This is a genomic window from uncultured Succiniclasticum sp., assembly GCF_902793885.1.
Taxonomy (GTDB): domain Bacteria; phylum Bacillota; class Negativicutes; order Acidaminococcales; family Acidaminococcaceae; genus Succiniclasticum.
On sequence record NZ_CADBFF010000013.1, the window covers coordinates 53,421 to 71,807 of the forward strand.

Annotated in this window: 12 protein-coding genes; all 12 read left to right on the plus strand. The window is 43.2% G+C overall.

Annotation, left to right across the window (positions count from 1 at the left end; all coding sequences use genetic code 11):
* Nucleotides 1–92: 92 nt before the first annotated feature.
* Nucleotides 93–2,780 carry a homocysteine S-methyltransferase family protein gene (locus tag QZV31_RS07910; protein WP_295359498.1) on the plus strand — a complete coding sequence of 896 codons (2,688 nt, stop codon included), beginning with the start codon at nucleotides 93–95 and terminating at the stop codon, nucleotides 2,778–2,780.
* Between the two features lie 545 nt (nucleotides 2,781–3,325).
* Complete coding sequence (locus QZV31_RS07915) at nucleotides 3,326–4,519, plus strand: ABC transporter substrate-binding protein (RefSeq protein ID WP_295359499.1); 1,194 nt, start codon at nucleotides 3,326–3,328, stop codon at nucleotides 4,517–4,519.
* A 187-nt stretch (nucleotides 4,520–4,706) separates the two neighbouring features.
* The gene (locus QZV31_RS07920; RefSeq protein ID WP_366508703.1) at nucleotides 4,707–5,600 is read left to right on the plus strand and encodes a branched-chain amino acid ABC transporter permease; all 894 of its coding nucleotides are present in this window, start codon (nucleotides 4,707–4,709) and stop codon (nucleotides 5,598–5,600) included.
* Between the two features lie 2 nt (nucleotides 5,601–5,602).
* Nucleotides 5,603–6,676 (plus strand): branched-chain amino acid ABC transporter permease, encoded by a 1,074-nt coding sequence (locus tag QZV31_RS07925; RefSeq protein ID WP_295359501.1) that lies wholly within the window; start codon nucleotides 5,603–5,605, stop codon nucleotides 6,674–6,676.
* Nucleotides 6,673–7,464, plus strand: a complete 792-nt coding sequence (locus tag QZV31_RS07930) for an ABC transporter ATP-binding protein (RefSeq protein ID WP_295359502.1) — start codon at nucleotides 6,673–6,675, stop codon at nucleotides 7,462–7,464. The genes QZV31_RS07925 and QZV31_RS07930 overlap by 4 nt, the downstream gene beginning before the upstream one ends.
* Nucleotides 7,457–8,170: an ABC transporter ATP-binding protein gene (locus QZV31_RS07935; protein WP_093729124.1), complete on the plus strand. Its 714-nt coding sequence runs from the start codon at nucleotides 7,457–7,459 to the stop codon at nucleotides 8,168–8,170. Before QZV31_RS07930 ends, QZV31_RS07935 begins: the two co-directional genes overlap by 8 nt.
* 315 nt (nucleotides 8,171–8,485) lie before the next feature.
* Nucleotides 8,486–9,193, plus strand: a complete 708-nt coding sequence (locus QZV31_RS07940) for a Bax inhibitor-1/YccA family protein (protein ID WP_295359503.1) — start codon at nucleotides 8,486–8,488, stop codon at nucleotides 9,191–9,193.
* 211 nt (nucleotides 9,194–9,404) lie between these two features.
* Complete coding sequence (locus tag QZV31_RS07945) at nucleotides 9,405–11,222, plus strand: aminotransferase class I/II-fold pyridoxal phosphate-dependent enzyme (RefSeq protein ID WP_295359504.1); 1,818 nt, start codon at nucleotides 9,405–9,407, stop codon at nucleotides 11,220–11,222.
* Complete coding sequence (locus QZV31_RS07950) at nucleotides 11,219–12,301, plus strand: NAD/NADP-dependent octopine/nopaline dehydrogenase family protein (RefSeq protein WP_295359505.1); 1,083 nt, start codon at nucleotides 11,219–11,221, stop codon at nucleotides 12,299–12,301. Before QZV31_RS07945 ends, QZV31_RS07950 begins: the two co-directional genes overlap by 4 nt.
* A gap of 27 nt (nucleotides 12,302–12,328) precedes the next feature.
* On the plus strand, nucleotides 12,329–13,669 hold the full coding sequence (locus QZV31_RS07955) for a CDP-glycerol glycerophosphotransferase family protein (RefSeq protein ID WP_295359506.1): 1,341 nt from the start codon (nucleotides 12,329–12,331) through the stop codon (nucleotides 13,667–13,669).
* On the plus strand, nucleotides 13,669–16,428 hold the full coding sequence (locus QZV31_RS07960; RefSeq protein ID WP_295359507.1) for a YidC/Oxa1 family membrane protein insertase: 2,760 nt from the start codon (nucleotides 13,669–13,671) through the stop codon (nucleotides 16,426–16,428). Before QZV31_RS07955 ends, QZV31_RS07960 begins: the two co-directional genes overlap by 1 nt.
* 75 nt (nucleotides 16,429–16,503) lie before the next feature.
* Nucleotides 16,504–18,288 carry a hypothetical protein gene (locus tag QZV31_RS07965; RefSeq protein WP_295359508.1) on the plus strand — a complete coding sequence of 595 codons (1,785 nt, stop codon included), beginning with the start codon at nucleotides 16,504–16,506 and terminating at the stop codon, nucleotides 18,286–18,288.
* The last annotated feature ends 99 nt before the right edge of the window (nucleotides 18,289–18,387 follow it).

An 18,387-nucleotide genomic window follows, 5' to 3' on the forward strand; every position in this document is an offset into this window, starting at 1 on the left:
TTTATAAAGTTGTTTATGTTTTAATGGTAAGCTGTTGTTGCAAAGTTGCAGGGAATTTGTTTTTCCTTAAAACGCTGTGTGGAGGATGCGGTATGTCTATCCTTGATTTTTTAGGAAAAGAAATTTTATATTTTGACGGGGCCATGGGTACGCGCCTGCAGGCGGCCGGGCTGAAACCCGGGGAACTGCCGGAGGTGTGGAACATCACTCACGGTGATGTGGTGGCAGAGATCCATGCCAGTTACGTAAGGGCCGGAGCCAACATTTTAAAATCCAATACTTTTGGCGCCAATGCCTTAAAGATGAAAGGATCCGGGTATTCCGTAGAGGACGTGGTGCTGGCGGCTTTTAAAAATGCGAGAGTTGCCTTTGCCAGGGTGGCTGAAGAGTGCAACGACAGGAGAAGCATTCAGACTGGTGTAGCCAGGGAACAAGCAGGTGCTGTCTGCTCTGACTCAGGTGCAGAATTCGCTGTTTCAAAACCGCAAGATAAACTGTTCATGTCTTTGGATTTGAATAAACAGTTTGTGGCGCTGGACCTGGGGCCCACGGGTAAACTGCTGGCGCCTTACGGAGACCTGCAGTTTGAAGAGGCTGTGGCTCTGTATGCGGAACAGGTCCGTGCCGGGGTGAAGGCCAATGCCGACCTGGTTCTGGTAGAAACCATGAGCGACAGTTACGAAGCCAAAGCCGCCATACTTGCGGCAAAAGAGAACAGTGACCTGCCTGTCTTCGTGACATTTACTTTTGACAGGGACGGCAAGCTGCTGAACGGAGCGGATGTAGAAACGGCGGTGCTGATGGCGGAAGGGTTAGGCGTGGACGCCGTGGGTTTCAACTGCGGACTGGGACCGGACCTGGTAGCTAAACTACTGCCCCGTGCCCGCCGCGTTACGGATCTGCCTCTTATTGCCAACCCTAATGCAGGGCTGCCGGTGGAAAAGGATGGAAAAACGGTATTCACTACCGGCCCGGAAGAATTTGCGGACTACATGCTGGACGTGTACCGGGAAGGCGGCGCCGTATTAGGCGGGTGCTGCGGCACAAATCCTGATTACATCCGTCTGGTTGCAGAGCGGACCAAGGGCCTGAAGCCGATGCCCCTGCATGCTGTTTCGGAAATAATAAATACAGATGGTAAAGAAGCGAAAGTAATCATTGCAGATGATGCTGCAGCGGCAATAAATGAAGGAACTGTTTCACCGGCATATAAAAATAATAAGAAAGAAAAATACAGTTCCATCACCGCTGTTGCCGGTTACGGCGCCCCGGTATATTTCGGTAAAAAGCCTGTCCTTATCGGGGAGCGGATCAATCCTACGGGCAAGCCCTTATTAAAAGAAGCATTGCGCAACGGAGACATGGACTATGTCTGCCGCCTGGGACTGGAACAACTGGACAATGGAACCCATATTCTGGATGTGAACACCGGACTGCCGGGCCTGAACGAAACGGAAACATTATGCAACGCCGTGACTGCCCTGCAGGCCGTTACTCCCGTTCCGCTGGAAATTGACACTTCCAATTATGAAGCCATGGAGAAAGCCCTTCGCCTGTACAATGGTAAACCGTTGCTGAACTCTGTCAACGGCAAACAGGAATCCATGGATAACGTGTTCCCGCTGGCGAAGAAGTACGGTGCGGCCGTGGTAGGTCTGTGCCTGGATGAAAACGGCATCCCGGATACAGCAGAAGGACGTCTGGCCATTGCGGATAAAATTATCAAAACAGCAGCGCAGTACGGCATCAAAGCAAAAGATATTATCATCGATCCCCTGGCCCTGACCGTGAGCACCGACAGCCGCAACCCGGCCATTGATCTGGCGGTGATTCAAGCCCTGAAAGCAAAAGGCATCCATACGGTGATGGGCGTGTCCAATATTTCCTTCGGCCTGCCCAACCGGGACGCGGTGAACAGTGCGTTTTTTGCCATGTCCCTGGCGGCGGGGCTGTCTTCCGCCATCATGAACCCCCAGAGCGGGCGTATGATGGAAGCTTATTACGCATACTGTGCCTTAAGCGGAGCTGACGAAGGCTGCAAGGAGTTTGTGGCCCGGTATGCGGACGCACCCCAGCATAAAACGGCTGTGAAGGTGTCGGAGTACACCCTGTACGACGCCATCGTGAAAGGCCTGGTGGAGCAGAGCGGCATTGCCACGAAAAAACTGCTGGAAGAACAGAAAGCGCCGCTGGAAGTCATCAATCAGTTTATTATTCCGGCGCTGAACACGGTAGGGGAAGGCTTTGGCAAAAAGACATTGTTCCTGCCCCAGCTACTGATGGCGGCGGATGCAGCCAAAGCTGCCTTTGATGAAATCAAAAAGCAGATGCAGGGGAGTGCTGCGCAGAACAACACAGCAACAGCCTCCGCAGGAGGAAACAGTTCCGACTCCGATGCTTCTCCGGGTGATACCATCGTACTGGCCGTAGTTAAAGGCGACATTCATGACATCGGCAAAAATATTGTCAAAGTGCTGTGGGAAAACTACGGGTACCATGTGGTGGACCTGGGCAAAGATGTGCCTGCCGAATCCGTGGTGGAAGCCGTAGAAAAGCATCACGCAAAGCTGGTGGGCCTCACCGCTCTCATGACCACTACCGTGGCCGCCATGGAAGATACCATTCAGGCGTTACGCCGAAAGACCAATACAAAAATCCTGGTGGGCGGCGCCGTCATGACACAGGAATACGCGGACACCATCGGCGCGGACGGTTACGCCCCCGACGCCGTAGCCGCTGTGGATTATGCGAACCAGCTGTTTAAAGGAAAAGGAGAATAAAAAAGTAATTTATTTTTAAAACAGTTTTCCATCGGTCATTTGTTTTTGCCAAAAATTACATCTTAATACATGCAATACAGCAGCAGGAAAAACATATCCTGCTGTTGTTTTTTCTTTTATTTCGTAAAAAGATAATTTTTAACATGAAAAATAAAAATGATTTGTTTTTCTGGGGTGCACATGTCCACAATGAGTTCCCTGAAATGTATTTTACGAGTGAACTAAAACAATAAAAATCTTTCTGTAAAACACACGACTTGTATCTTTCTTTCACAATTGTTTGCTAAATTTTAAAAATAAAAATGATTTTGTTACATTTTCTGCGGTGTTGCCTTGTGCGCCCAAAAATGCTATAATGCACATATGTCAAATGAGAGTGCATTTTTTGTTTAAGTGGCGGTAAGAGACAATGTCAGTGTATCTTGTGATGTCCTCACGGTTTACAGCATTGCCTTTTCCAAAACGCAGCACTCTGCAAAAGTAAGGAAACGCTGATTAATCAGCGCCTCCTTAAAAAACAACAAAGAAGAAGGAGCGATTTAGTTATGAAAACGAAAAAATTTGTATCTGCATTGTTAGCTTCCGCAGTAGCCCTGAGCCTGGTTGCAGGTTGCGGCGGCGGAGACAAGAAAAAAGCTGACGAGAAAAAACCGGCGGCAGCTGCCGGCGCTGTTAAAGTTGGCGTGTTCCTGCCCCTGACCGGCGATAACGCAGCCGGCGGCGAACTGGAACTCCGCGGTATCAAACTGGCCAACAAACTGCATCCGGAAATCAACGGCAAAAAGATTGAACTGGTCATTGCAGACAACAAATCCGATAAAGCAGAATCTGCCAACGTAGTAGCCCGTCTCATTGAAAAAGATAAAGTTAAAGTTATCCTGGGTTCTTACGGTTCTTCCCTGTCCATGGCAGCCGGTAACATCGTAAAAGACAGCAAGGTTCCGGCCATCGGCACCAGCTGCACCAACCCCCAGGTTACCAAAGGCAACGAGTACTACTTCCGCGCCTGCTTCATCGATCCGTTCCAGGGCACCGTTATGGCTAACTATGCCTTCAAGAAAGGCGCCAAGAAAGTTGCCATCGTGCAGGAAGTTTCCAATGACTATTCTGTAGGTCTGGCCAAATTCTTCAAAGAAGCCTTTGAAAAACTGGCGGGCCCCGGCAGCGTGGTTGATATCGCCAACTACCAGACCGGCGACAAAGACTTCACCGCACAGCTCACCAACCTGAAAGCCAAGAACCCGGACGCGGTTTTCGCACCCGGCAACTTCACCGAATCCGCACTGCTGGTTAAACAGGCCCGTCAGCTGGGTATCAAAGTTCCCTTCATGGGCGGCGACACCTGGGAGACCCAGGACTTTGTCAACGTTGGCGGCAAAGACGTGGACGGCGTAACGTTCTCCAGCGCATTTGACAGCACCAAGGCAGCCACTCCGGAAGCCAAGGCATTCCTGGACGCGTATGCCAAAGAATACAAGGGCGAACAGCCTGGCGGTCTGACAGCTCTGGCTTATGACTCCTACCTGATCGCTCTGAACGCTATGAAGACTGCCGGCGTAGAAGACAGCAAGAAGATCCGCGATGCCATCGCTTCTACCAAAGATCTGGAAACCACCACCGGAAAGACCACGCTGAACGCTGACGGCGACCCCATCAAGTCTGCGGTTATCAAAACGGTTAAAGACGGCAAATTCACCTACATCGATATGGTTAACCCGGGAGATCTGAAAGCCAAATAATCGGTTTTGCTTACTAACCCGATAGTTTAATTCCCGTTTATGCCCTGCTTCCCTCCCTGCGGGGGAAGCAGGTATTTTTAGGTATACCGGTTCCCTGTGCCTGTAAGGTTATCTCTGGCAGGCAGATGAACCGGCTATCCTTTTATTTGAGGTGTAACACATGGAGCTTTTTCAAGCGATAGCCAATATGACTGCGGCAAGCTTTGCCCAGCATATGGTCAACGGTATTTCCCTGGGCAGTCTGTATGCTCTCATCGCCATCGGCTACACCATGGTGTACGGCATCCTGCTGATGATCAACTTCGCCCACGCGGATATCGTCATGATGGCCTGTTATTTTGCCTTTTTCGGCATCACGGCCTTCCACATTCCCTGGTACCTGACCTTTATCGGCACCATCATCGCCACAGCATTGTTGGGTGTAACCATAGAACGCTCAGCCTACCGTCCCCTGCGGGACGCGCCAAAGAATTCTGTACTGATTTCCGCTATCGGCGCTTCTTTCCTGCTGGAAAATCTGGCTAACTATATTTTCAGTGGCCGTCCCATGAATTTCCCGGAGATTCCGTTCCTGTCCAGTATCATCACTGTGGGCAGCATAAAGATCCAGGCCATCTGCCTGTTCATTCCTGTAGTAACGGTAATCTGCCTGTGCATCCTGTTGCACATTGTCAACCATACCAAGACCGGTATGGCCATGCGGGCCGTGTCCAAGGACTATGAAATTGCCCGGGTCATGGGTGTCAACATCGACAACATCATTTCCATTACCTTTGCCATTGGCTCCGCCCTGGCAGCCGTCGGCGCCATTATGTGGGGCATCCGGTATCCCGGTATCACGCCGTATCTGGGTGTTATGCCGGGCCTGAAGTGCTTCATCGCAGCAGTGGTGGGCGGCATCGGTAATATCAAAGGCGCCGTGATCGGCGGCTTTATCCTGGGTATGGGCGAAATCCTGATTGTAGCTTTCTTCCCCCAGTTCTCCGGCTACCGGGACGCCTTTGCCTTCATTGTGCTGATTTTGATCTTATTCTATAAACCCACCGGTTTATTAGGCGAAAAAACGACAGAGAAGGTGTAATCATGAATCATAATAAACGAAACATCATGCTCACCCTTGCCGCTCTGGTCGTTTTGTTCGGCCTGGCGTGCTTTGTGCAGGCAGAAGTAGATTCTTATATCCGGCGTATCGTGAACCTGTGTCTCATCTACGCCATCATCGGTCTGTCCATGAACGTGACCAACGGCTTTGCCGGACAGTTCTCCTTAGGGCAGGCGGGCTTCATGGCCATCGGGGCCTACATGGTGGGCATCTTCACCGTACCGGTGGAACTCCGGGCGGACGTGTTCTATGCCATCCCCATGAACCCCCATCTAGTCAACGTGTACATGCCTCTGTGGATGGCGCTGATTTTGGGAGGTGTGCTGGCCGCCGGTATAGCCGGTCTCATCGGCACGCCGGTACTGCGGCTCCGGGGCGATTATCTGGCCATTGCCACCTTAGGTTTCTCGGAGATCATCCGCATCATCATCACCAACGCTACCAGCATCACCAACGGGGCCCTGGGCATCAAGAACATTCCGCCCCTGAACGATGTGCGGTACATCTTTTTGGCTACGGCCATTTCCTATGTGCTCATCACACTGCTGCTGAACTCTTCCTACGGCCGTGCCTTCAAAGCCATCCGGGAAGATGAGATTGCGGCGGAAGCCATGGGCATCAACCTGTTCTACCACAAAAACCTGGCCTTTATGGTCAGCGCTTTCTTCGCCGGCATCGGCGGCGGCCTCTATGGCGCCCTGCTGGGTACGGTAGATCCCAAAAACTTCTTATTTACCTTAACCTACAACTTCCTGCTGATCATCGTGCTGGGGGGCATGGGCTCCGTTACCGGCAGCATGTTCGGCGCCATCATCGTTACTGCGGGACTGGAATACCTGCGCGTCTTTGACGAACCGCTGGAGCTGATGGGAGTCGCCATCCCCCTGTTCCGTCCGGGCCTGCGCATGGTAGTGTTCTCTATCCTGCTGATGATTTGCGTGCTGTTCTGGCGCCACGGCATCATGGGCACCAACGAACTCACCTGGGAAAAAATAATTCACTTTGTGAAGCACCCGCTGGCAGGCTTCCGAAAAAAGGGGGTGCAGGGTAAATGATCCGGACCGTATTGCGTACCGAGCATGTGACCATGCAGTTTGGAGGCGTCATTGCCGTCAACGATCTGAATATTGTTGTAAAAGAACACGAAATCATTGCCCTCATCGGACCTAACGGCGCGGGCAAGACCACGGCCTTCAACGACATAACCGGCGTGTACACACCTACCAAAGGGCGGGTAATCTATACCAAAACAAACGGGCAGGAAATTGACATCACCGGCAAAAAGCCCAGCGAGATCGCGCAGCTGGGCATTGCCCGCACCTTCCAGAACATTCGTCTCTTCAAAGACCTGAGTGTGTATGAAAATGTACTGATTGCCAAGCACCTGCATTTAAAATCCAATTTTGTGTCCGCCACCTTACGGCTGCCGGGCTACAAAAAAGAAGAAGAAGCCATGCGGGCCGACGTGGAACGGCTGCTGAAAGAAGTTAAACTGTGGGATGTGCGGAACGAAAAAGCCAGCAGCCTGCCCTACGGTAAGCAGCGTTACCTGGAAATTGTAAGAGCATTGGCAACGGAACCGCAGCTTTTGCTGCTGGACGAACCGGCAGCGGGCATGAACCCGAAAGAGACCGCGGAACTGACAGACTTTATCCGGCAGATCCGGGACCGGTTCAAGCTGACCATCTTCATGATCGAACATCACATGGATCTGGTCATGGAGATTTCCGACCGCATCTACGTGCTGGACTTCGGCACCACCATCGCCACCGGCGACCCGGCTGCTATCCAGAACAACGAGCGGGTTATCAAGGCGTACTTAGGGGAGGATGAAGATGCTTAAAGTCAGAGACCTGGTTGTGGCCTACGGCGGCATTGAAGCCCTGAAAGGCATCTCCATAGACGTACCCGAAGGACAGATCGTCACCCTGATCGGCGCCAACGGGGCAGGGAAGAGCACCCTGCTGCGTACCATCATGGGGCTGGAGAAACCCCGGAGCGGTTCTGTGGAATACAATGAAGAAAACTTAAAAGGCCTGAACAGTCAGCACATTGTGACCCGGGGCATTACGTTAGTACCGGAAGGGCGGCGGGTGTTCCCCAACCTGACTGTGCTGGAGAACCTGCGCATCGGTGCTTACCTGCGCAAAGATGAAGACGGTATCCTCAAGGACATCCAACGTATCTACGAACTCTTCCCCCGGCTGGAGGAGCGGAACTGGCAGATGGCCGGCACCCTGTCCGGCGGCGAGCAGCAGATGCTGGCCCTGGGCCGCGCCTTGATGTGCCGCCCCAAACTGATTATGATGGATGAACCCTCCTTAGGGCTGGCGCCTCTGGTCATCAAAGAAATCTTCAACATCATCCGGCGCATTAACGAAAGCGGCACCACGGTGCTGCTGGTAGAACAGAACGCCAACATGGCCTTGAAGGTGGCCCACCATGCTTACGTGCTGGAAACGGGACGTATCAAGATGGAGGGCAGCGGCAGGGAACTGCTGGAAAACGAAGAGATTAAAGAGGCGTATTTGGGGAAAAAGAAAAAGTAAAAGAAAGTGCAGCCTGCAGGCGGAGAAAAACCTGCAGGCTGTATTTTTATGCTTACACGGCTCCGGCAGGGGAAAACCTGAATCACGCCTCTTCCGGCAGTTGAAATGCACTGACAAACAGTCATTTCTACAGCCAAAGCTTCCAATAAAGACTTTACCTTTATATATTAAGAGGTGGGACACCTTAACCTTAGTATTCATGCGGGTTTGCACTTTAAGGTTGGTCGTTTTAACGACCAGGGGGGAGGAAAACTGCATTTTTAGCTTGTTTGTGCTATAATAACAGGTAAAGAATAATCAGAAAGGAGCTATGCCATGACTAATCCTGTACTGACAAGAAACACAACAGCTCTGCGCGGCACCGGCGCTACCGTCCAGGGCATTGCCCTGATTACCTTGCTGTATCTGGGCTTTGTTGTCTCAGCCGCCATGATGGCCTGGCAGCATCCGGAACTGTTTGCGCCCCGTATTATCGTGCTAAGCTTTGCCGGACTTGGCGTCGGTTTGCTTATCAGCTATTTCCCAAAACGGGCCAGCCTGCTGGGACCGGTTTACGCAATTTTGGAAGGCTTCCTGATTGGCGTGTACTCCATGCTGCTGGAGAGCCGCTATCCGGGCATCGTCATGGAAGCCGCCACCTGCACCTTCGGCATCGCCTTTGCCTGTGCTGTGTTGTACGGCAGCGGTCTGGTGAAAGTAACAGATAAATTCATGAAAATCGTGTTTACCCTGACAGCCGGCATTGCCACCATTTACCTGATCGACCTGGTAGCCTGGTTTGCCTTTGATACCAACGTGCCCCTGCTGCACGAAAACTCAAAGGCCGGTATTATTGTCAGCTTCATTATCATCTGCATAGCCATCATGCGCCTGTTTGCCGATTACGAAATGGTGACCCGGGCTGTGGAAATGGGCGTGGATGCAAAATATGAACCATATTATGCATTCGGATTAACCGTAACGCTGATTTGGTTGTATCTGGAGATCCTAAGGTTGATGGGGAAGAGTAGGAGCAAGAAGTAAAGAGAGAGTTATTCAATGCGGTGGCAGTAACCACCGCGTTTGTTTATGATAAATTATTTTGAAAAGACTGTCGCTATATATAATGAAAACAATGGTATTTTCTTTACCAACTGGCAAAAATTTTAGTATAATTAATAATTAGGGAAAACGCAATAAATCGTGGAGAATTTTTGACAAAGTTGAAAGGGCATTTAAATTGGAGTAATATATTATGCAGGCAATCATTTTAGCAGCAGGAATGGGGAAACGACTCAAGGAACTAACCGAAAATAATACAAAATGTATGATAAAGGTTAATGGTGTAACCTTGATTGATCGTATGCTTCATCAAATTGAAAAACATCATCTTTCAAGAATTGTCATTGTTGTGGGTTACGAAGGACAAAAACTGATAAATTACATAAATACACTTGGCATTGAGACGCCTATTATTTATATCAATAATCCCGTTTATGATAAAACCAATAATATTTATTCACTTGCACTGGCTAAGGAATGGCTCTGCAGAGAGGACACATTGCTTTTTGAATCTGATTTGATTTTTGAAGGTGCTGTATTAGATTTACTTCTTTCGGATTCACGTGATACGCTGGCTTTAGTAGATAAATATGAATCCTGGATGGATGGAACTTGCGTTAAGTTAGCCGATGACGATACTATAGAAGCGTTTGTGCCGGGTAGTAAATTTGAGTTTGAAGAAATTAAAGATTATTATAAAACAGTTAATGTTTACAAGTTCAGTAAAGAGTTCTCGAATAAATATTATGTTCCGTTTTTGGAAGCTTACCAGTCTGCGTTAGGCGAGAACGAATATTACGAACAGGTTTTGCGCGTTATCACTATGCTGGATAAACCTGTTATTAAAGCCAAACGTCTCACTGGCCAACGCTGGTATGAAATAGATGATATCCAGGATTTGGATATTGCAGAATCTATTTTTTTGTCAGATGAAACTGAAAGGGTAAAACGTCTGCAAAGTCGTTACGGCGGTTATTGGCGTTATCCGAGACTTTTAGATTTCTGTTATCTTGTAAACCCTTATTATCCGCCGGAAAAAATGAAAGATGAAGTACGTGCTAATTTTGATACCTTACTTACTTCATATCCTTCCGGTATGAGGGTAAACTGTCTGCTGGCAGCTAAGAATTTTGGCGTACATTCTGATAATATAGTAGTGGGTAATGGCGCTGCCGAACTGATAAAGGCACTGATGGGATTGCTTAAAGGAAAAACCGGCTTTATCAGGCCAACCTTTGATGAATATCCTAACCGTTACTATAAAGAACAAACTGTAAACTATATTCCTGACAATCGGGATTATTCCTATACAGCAGATGACATTATGCAGTTTTTTTCCGATAAAGATATTCGAAATATTATTATTGTGAATCCTGATAATCCCAGTGGTAATTATATTCCCAAAGCAGATTTAATTAAGCTTATTCATTGGGCTGACAGTAATAATTTAAAAATCATTATTGACGAATCGTTTGCAGATTTTGCTGATGAAGATAATAATACATTGATTGAACAAAATCTGTTAAATAAAAACAAACATCTTTACGTTATGAAAAGCATATCAAAATCATATGGTGTTCCCGGTTTGCGTTTGGGCGTTCTTGCTTCTGGGGATACCGAAACAATTTCATTTTTGCAAAAAGATGTTGCCATTTGGAATATCAATTCTTTTGCTGAATTTTACATGCAAATTGAAGAAAAATACAAAAAGAATTACGAAACGGCTCTTATAAAATTGAAGTCAGAGCGTAAACGTTTTGAAAAAGAGCTTGCGAAAATAAAAGGTATTCGAGTTATTCCTTCGCAAGCCAATTTCATAATGGTAGAACTTGAAAATTCGATTTCTACACAAGAATTATTGAAAGCACTTCTTGTTCGCCATAATCTTTTAATTAAAGAACTGACGACAAAGACAAACGGAAGGAATTATTTGAGACTGGCAGTAAGAAATACTGCGGAGAATGATATGCTGATAAAAGCTGTTAAATTTGAGCTGGGTGATATTCAATGAATGTAACTATTGTGGGTGGAGGAAACATAGGAACACAATTTGCAGTACACTGTGCAGCACAAGGCTTGGATGTAACCATGTATACATCTGATCCAAGTGTATTTGAAACGCACCTTAACATTGTCGATGAAACTGGTAAAACAACGTGTGAAGGTAACATTTCATTCGCAACGAATGACCCTGATATAGCTTTTCATAATGCTGACTTTATTATGATAACCTTACCGGCAAATTTAATGGATGGAATTGCCAGTACAATTTATCAATATGCAAATCCTGCGGCAATTATTGGTGTTGTGCCAGGAAATGGTGGGAGTGAGTGTGCTTTTAACAAGTGCATAGCACGTGGAAATCCCTTTTTTCTTATGGAGCGTGTTCCTGCAATTGCCAGATTAATTAAAAAAGGAAAAACGGTTAAATCAACTGGCTATCGTGATGAGCTTCACATAGCTTCTTTGCCTGCGAAAGTTTCACAAGAATGTTGTATCCTGATAAGTTCTATATTTGATAAAAAATGTATTTCTATTCCAGGAATTTTGAATTTGACGATGACCCCGTCTAATCCAATCTTACATACAACCAGATTAAGATGTATATTTAATGATTATGTTACAGGCAAGATCTATAAAGCATTACCTCTTTTTTATGAAGATTGGGATGATATGTCATCAGAGCTGCTTTTGTTATGTGATGATGAAGTCCAAAGCATTTGTAGGTCTCTTCCTGAACATCATCTTGATTATGTTAAGTCTTTGCGTATTCATTACGAAAGTTCTACTCCGAGAGAACTTACAGAAAAAATATCCGGTATATTAGCATTTAAGGGAATTAAAACACCGGCAATAGAAATGAATGGTCAATTTAGTCCGGATTTTCATTCGCGCTACTTTACGGCAGATTTTCCGTATGGATTGGCAGTAATTCAGCAAATCGCAAAGTTTGCAAATGTTTGCACACCTAACATTGATGAAACAATGAATTGGTACAGGAAAATTGTAGGTGAGAAAGCAGAGTTTAACTATTCTGATTATGGTATTTGTGATAAAAAATCATTTGATGAGTTCTATTTAAGACAATAACAGTACTGTTTTATCAGGTATAAGAAAATGAATAACAATTTATTAAAAGTATATATTTTTCTGGTTATATGCTTTTTTATTCCGTCAACTGCCTATGCATATCTGGATCCGGGAACGGGAAATGCGCTGGTTTATGTTGCGTTAAGTTTATTGGGCACAATTTTATATTTTATTAAGGGTCTGTTTTATAAAATAATCAAAAGAAAAGAATATCCTGATACTGTAGATAACTCTGCCCAAAATTCGATTGTTATTTTTTGCGAAGGAAAAAGCTATTGGAAAATATTTAAACCTGTCGTTGAAAAGCTGATGGAAAGGCAATGCTTTTTTTCCTATTACACAATGGACCGCAAGGATCCGTGTCTTATGATTGATAATCCCTTCATGGACAATCATTACATAGGGAGTGGTAACAGCGCTTATGTCAAAATCGGTAAATTAAATGCAAATGTTGTGTTAGTAACTACGCCAAATATTGGAACGGAAGGATATCCGATACCTCGTTCTAGGGGAATAAAAAAACTGGTATATATGCCACATTCTTTTGGAGATGTCGCTTTTTTGCACAGAGGAGCGTTAGATAATTATGATGCATATGTGTTAACAGGAGAATTTCAAATCCCAAGTATCAGAAAGATTGAAAAAATAAGAAATTTGCCAGAAAAGGAACTGTATCCGGCGGGTTCACCGCATATTGAAGAATTAATACAAAAAGCTAATTGTAATGATGCTACTGTCATTAGAAAAGAGTTTTCAATTATTCGGAATGTTACGGTCTTATTGGCACCATCCTGGGGTGAAAAAGGCTTCTTGAGTTACTATAGTTTTGACTTTATAAAGAAACTGGCAGACGAAGGATTTCACTTGATCCTTCGTCCACATCCTCAGTCTTTAAAAGTTGAGAAAAAATTGCTGCAAAATGTTGAATATGCCTTAAAAGATTATAATAATATTGTAATGGATTATCAGTCTGATGCTACGAAATCATTTGAAGCTGCTGATATTTTAGTTTCTGATGTGTCTGAAATTCGCTTCGAATTTGCTATGGCTTATCAAAAACCTTTTATAACGATACCTTTAGCTATGACGCAGGAAGCTTTACAGGAATTTGAAATAGCGGATTTGGGTTCTTCGTGGACTGAAGAAGCTATGCAAAAAATAGGTTACGGTTATACATTGCAAGAAAATGAAATTGATAATCTGGATCAAATTATAATGAAAGTTCTTCAACAAAAAAGCAATGAAGCTATTTTAGATTTTCGAAAAAGGAATATCTACAATTTAGGCCATTCAGGCGAAGTAATTGCTGACTACTTGATTGAAGCAAATAACAGAATTCAAAATGAAATGAAAAGAGATACAGATTAATGCAAAGTATTTTTTACCCACTAGAACAACTTTATAAATTTTTATATTTGAGCGTCTATGATATTACCGGCGATTATGGAATTGCCTTGATTTTATTGTCTCTTTTTATTTATATTATTCTCTTTCCGTTTAATCAAAAAGCGCAGCAGATACAAAACGCGGAACGGGAAGTGCAATCAATTATTGCACCGCAAATAGAAGAAATTAAAAGGCGGTTTCATGGTAAAGAGCAATATGAAAAGATACAGAGATTATATCATCGCTATGCCTATCACCCGATTTATGCAATCCGTTCCGCGGCAGGCATTGTACTGCAGATACCGTTTTTTGTAGCAGCAAGGAGTATGCTATACGCACTGCCGGATATTAAAGGCGTACAATGGGGAATTATACAAGATTTAGGCAAACCAGATCAATTGTTAGCAGGCATCAATCTTTTGCCGTTTGTGATGACATTTGTCACTGTTTTATATGCGTTTGTGATGCCTAAACTAACTAAAAAGGAGATTACACAGACAGTCATAATTGGCTTTATTTTCTTAATTATTTTATATCCGGCTCCTTCCGCATTGCTGATTTTCTGGACATGGAATTTGTTATGGTCTTTACTGCATTGTTTGTTTTTTGACAGGTTGCAGTGGTTTAATGAGTATATTGAAAGAGTTAGAGATTTTGTTGCCGAAAACGAATTAGCGTTTCATATTATTTTTGCGTTGGCATTGACGGTAGGTTTGTTTGTTCCGACTGAAGTTTATATTAAAAATGCGAACCAGTTGTGGTTTGATTACAAAGATATTTTAAAATATTTTCTTGCAGATACTGTTAAATATTTCGTTATTCTTCTTTTGGTTTATGTTCTTTGTCGGCGTAAAAAAGTAAGCGGTATTTACCTTTCATTATTAACCGGTTTGTTATTCGGTGTGTTCATCCAAAGCTACATTGTTGCTATTGATTATGGACTGTTTGACGGGCATGAGATAGATTGGGAGAAATATGCGCTGCCCGGTTTATTTAACGCCTTTATCTGGCTGGTTTGTCTTGGCGCGGCGTTTATCTGTTTTAGATATTTGAAGTTTAACACGGATAAAATCAAGAAATATATTAAGCCGATTTCATTTATCATTATTGCGGTTCAGTGTGTTGTCCTGGTAATAACGTTAAAGAATAATCCAATTCAAAAAAATATCATATTGGAGAATGGAAAAGCGGGTATTTTAACTGCAAAAGATTTGTATACCGTTTCGGATAAAGATAACATTATCATTTTCCTGATAGATGCGTTTGACGCAAGTATTTTCGAAGAAATCATGCAAAAAAATCCGGAGGCTATTGCAGATCTAAAAGATTTTACTTTTCATGACGATACGACATCTTCGTTTGGCTTTACAGACTTTTCACTTCCTGAAATACTGACAGGACATTTATATGACCCCGCTACAAGGTTCCCGGAGTATTTAGCTAAAGCATGGGACAACAATCCGTATTATAAAAAATTAAAGGAATTAGATTTTAACATAAACCTTTATACAAGCGGGAATTATGTAGACCGCAAAGCGCCTGTAGACAACTTGATTGAGGAACAGGTAGTGATGAAAGACGAAGTAGCCGAAAGTTTTGGTCAAGTAACAAAATTCCGTATGTCTCCCCACTATTTAAAACACATCTATTACCGGTACAACCCTGGTATTACTAAACCTGTAGTTTTTGACAATAATAAGCCATATAATGGAAATGATGATATCGGTTTTTATACAAAATTGAAAAAAGGCTTGCGTCTTACCGATAAAAATATGTTTAAGTTTTATTATCTTAGTGGCGTACACCCACCCTATGCATATAATGAAAACGTGGAATCGCTGAAACCGGGTGAAAAAGGAACTGCCTATAAACAAGCACTAGGTTCATTGGTAATTGTCAGGGAATATCTGACTCAGATGAAAAAGCTTAATGTTTATAATAATACAACCTTCGCTGTTGTTGCAGATCATGGTTATCATCATGAATTAGGGATGCGCCCGTTGTTTTTGCTGAAGCATCGGGATGAGGAACATAATCAGATAATAATAAATCATATTTCCAACACTGTGTCTGAGTTAATGCCTAAAATATTTGCGGTTTTCGATAATACCGGCAAATATATAACTACTCAGACTACTCATAATAAAAGGTTTTTTTATTATGAAGATACTGATAAAACAGGAAAATTTATTAAGTATGTGGTAGATGGGCCGGCAAAAAACAGAGATTCATGGGTGTCATTAGGAGAAATTAAGAAAAAAGAACCTGACAATAGGCTCTACATAATAGGAGAGAAAATAGATTTTTCCAGTTTTGGCAATTCTTTCAAATATAAGACGTATGGGTGGGGTGATTTAGAAACAACGTATGCTTCGCTGATTACACAATCTGAAGCGGAATTGAGTTTACAAATGGAAGGCGGTTTTAATCGTAAACGAAATTATGTAATAAATGTGGTTTGCAATCCATTGCTTAATTATTACGTGTCTGCCGTTGACTATTATGCATTAAGCCCGTTGGCGTACAGGGACATACGATTGTATGCAAATGGTATTAAAATTGGAGAATGGCGGTTAACTAACAAAGATACTATAACTCTTACAAGTGTGTTGCCTGAAAGTGTTTTAAATACTGCAAAACTGAATTTACGTTTTTCTGTCGCGAATTCCCCTGATTCAAAGCAACCGGAGTTGTTTCAAATCAATGAAATACAGATTTTAGAAAAAGAGTCAGGATACTAGTAATAACAAATACCCTTGCAATAAATTGTAAAACTTAAATGCTTTTTTATTCTCAATGTTTTGTTAGGAAAAAGATTGGATAAAATGAGAAAATTTAATTTAAAAGTTCTTGGCGAAAAGCCACCGTATATTTTCTTTTTGTTTGTAGCCTGGTTTATTTTGATTACTCCGTTAGCAGATACAAAAATAATACCGGGTCATGATTGTGTGTTTCATATCACCAGGTTCTTAAATATTGCTGAAGCAATAAAAAACGGTGTTTTTCCTGTGCGAATGTACGCTGATGACGTACAGTTTTGGGGTGCCCCGGTAGGAATATTTTATCCAAGTCTGTTTTTCTATATACCTGCTATATTAAAGTTGATAGGGATGCCCGTTGAAATTTGCTATAATATTTTTATTGCTGTTATTTTTTTGTTCGGGATTTTTTCATCCTGGTTTGGCTTTTCGTTACTGACAAAATCTAAAAATATTGGTTTCTTTTGTACACTACTATATATTTCTTCTGGCTATTACTTAATGGACGCATATATCCGAAGTGCTTTAGGTGAATTGTTGGGTCTTTCTTTTATGCCGTTGGCAATAGCAAGTATTGAAATTTTAGTAGCAAAGTCAAAAGTTAAGGTAAAAGATTGTGTATGGGGGATATTGGCGATTTCTGCAGTTATTCAGTCGCACGTGTTGTGCAGTGTAGCACTGGTGTTATTTGGCTTATTTTGTTTGATAGTGCATTATAAAAACATTTCGTTAAGGCTGTTTTATCGAATTCTTGTAATTACAATCATAGTATTTTTGCTAAATGCGCATTTTATTATACCGTTTTTATTATTTTATAAAGATGTGCCGATAACTATGGATTTCGTTGATGGTTTTGCCGAACAGGGCTGGCCATCAATTGTACTATTCCGGTTCTTTCTGGCATGGAATTTTTGGCTGTTTGTTGCGGTTTATTTTTTCTTTCCCAAAATGTTATGGGGCTTTAATTCAAAATCGGGTAAAGTTTTAGGAAAGTCTACAATAAAGGATAAAAAAGAATTCTTATTTTCAAAAATATATGCGAAGTGTGTTTTTGTCGGCTGTCTGTTTCTTTTTATGGCAGATCTTTCGTTCCCATGGGACATGTTTCCTTTGCTCAAGCATTTTTTTCAAACAATGCAGTTTCCCTGGCGGTTTTTAGGCATTTCAACATTGTGTTTCTGTGTTCCCGGCGGGATTTGTATTCATATGCTTTTGTCAGGGAAAAAAAGCTGGACGAACGGTTATTTACTATTAAGCGTATTTTTGGTTTGTCTTACAGGTTTGGCAGCCTTTATTAAGTTTGCTCCGATATCTTCAATACCGGATTGGAATATGCCGGAAAAGAAATTTGTCTGGAAAAGGATAAACAGTGTTTCTGATACAGACTATCTGTACAATGACATTGATAGACAAAAACTTTTTGTGCAGGGGAACCGTTATATTTCAGATGGGATAATCAGCAATTATAGTAAGAGCGGAACCAACATATCATTTTCTTACAAAACTAAAAATAAATCAAAAATTATATTGCCTTTGGTCAATTACCCGGGTTATATTGCTACAGACAACACGGGAAGGGCAGTTAACATTGAAGAGAGTGACAATCATATGATGCAACTGTCATTGATTGAAGGATCTGGAGAAATTAAAATATGGTATAAGGGATTGCCTTTATTTGCTATTGCAGATTATTTATCGTTATTTTCAACTTTGGGATTTCTAATTCTTATTTGTTTTGTACATAAAAACAGATGTTGGAACCGCTTGGTGGGGGGAATTCTTATTTGTTTTGTACATAAAAACAGATGTTGGAACCGCTTGGTGGGGGGAATTATTATCTGATGAGCTGTCTTTTCCGTTAGCAAACACTTTATTGCTGGTGAAAAAAGTGAATTGATATAGATATTGCATTGTATTATAGTATTAAAGCCATACGACTGA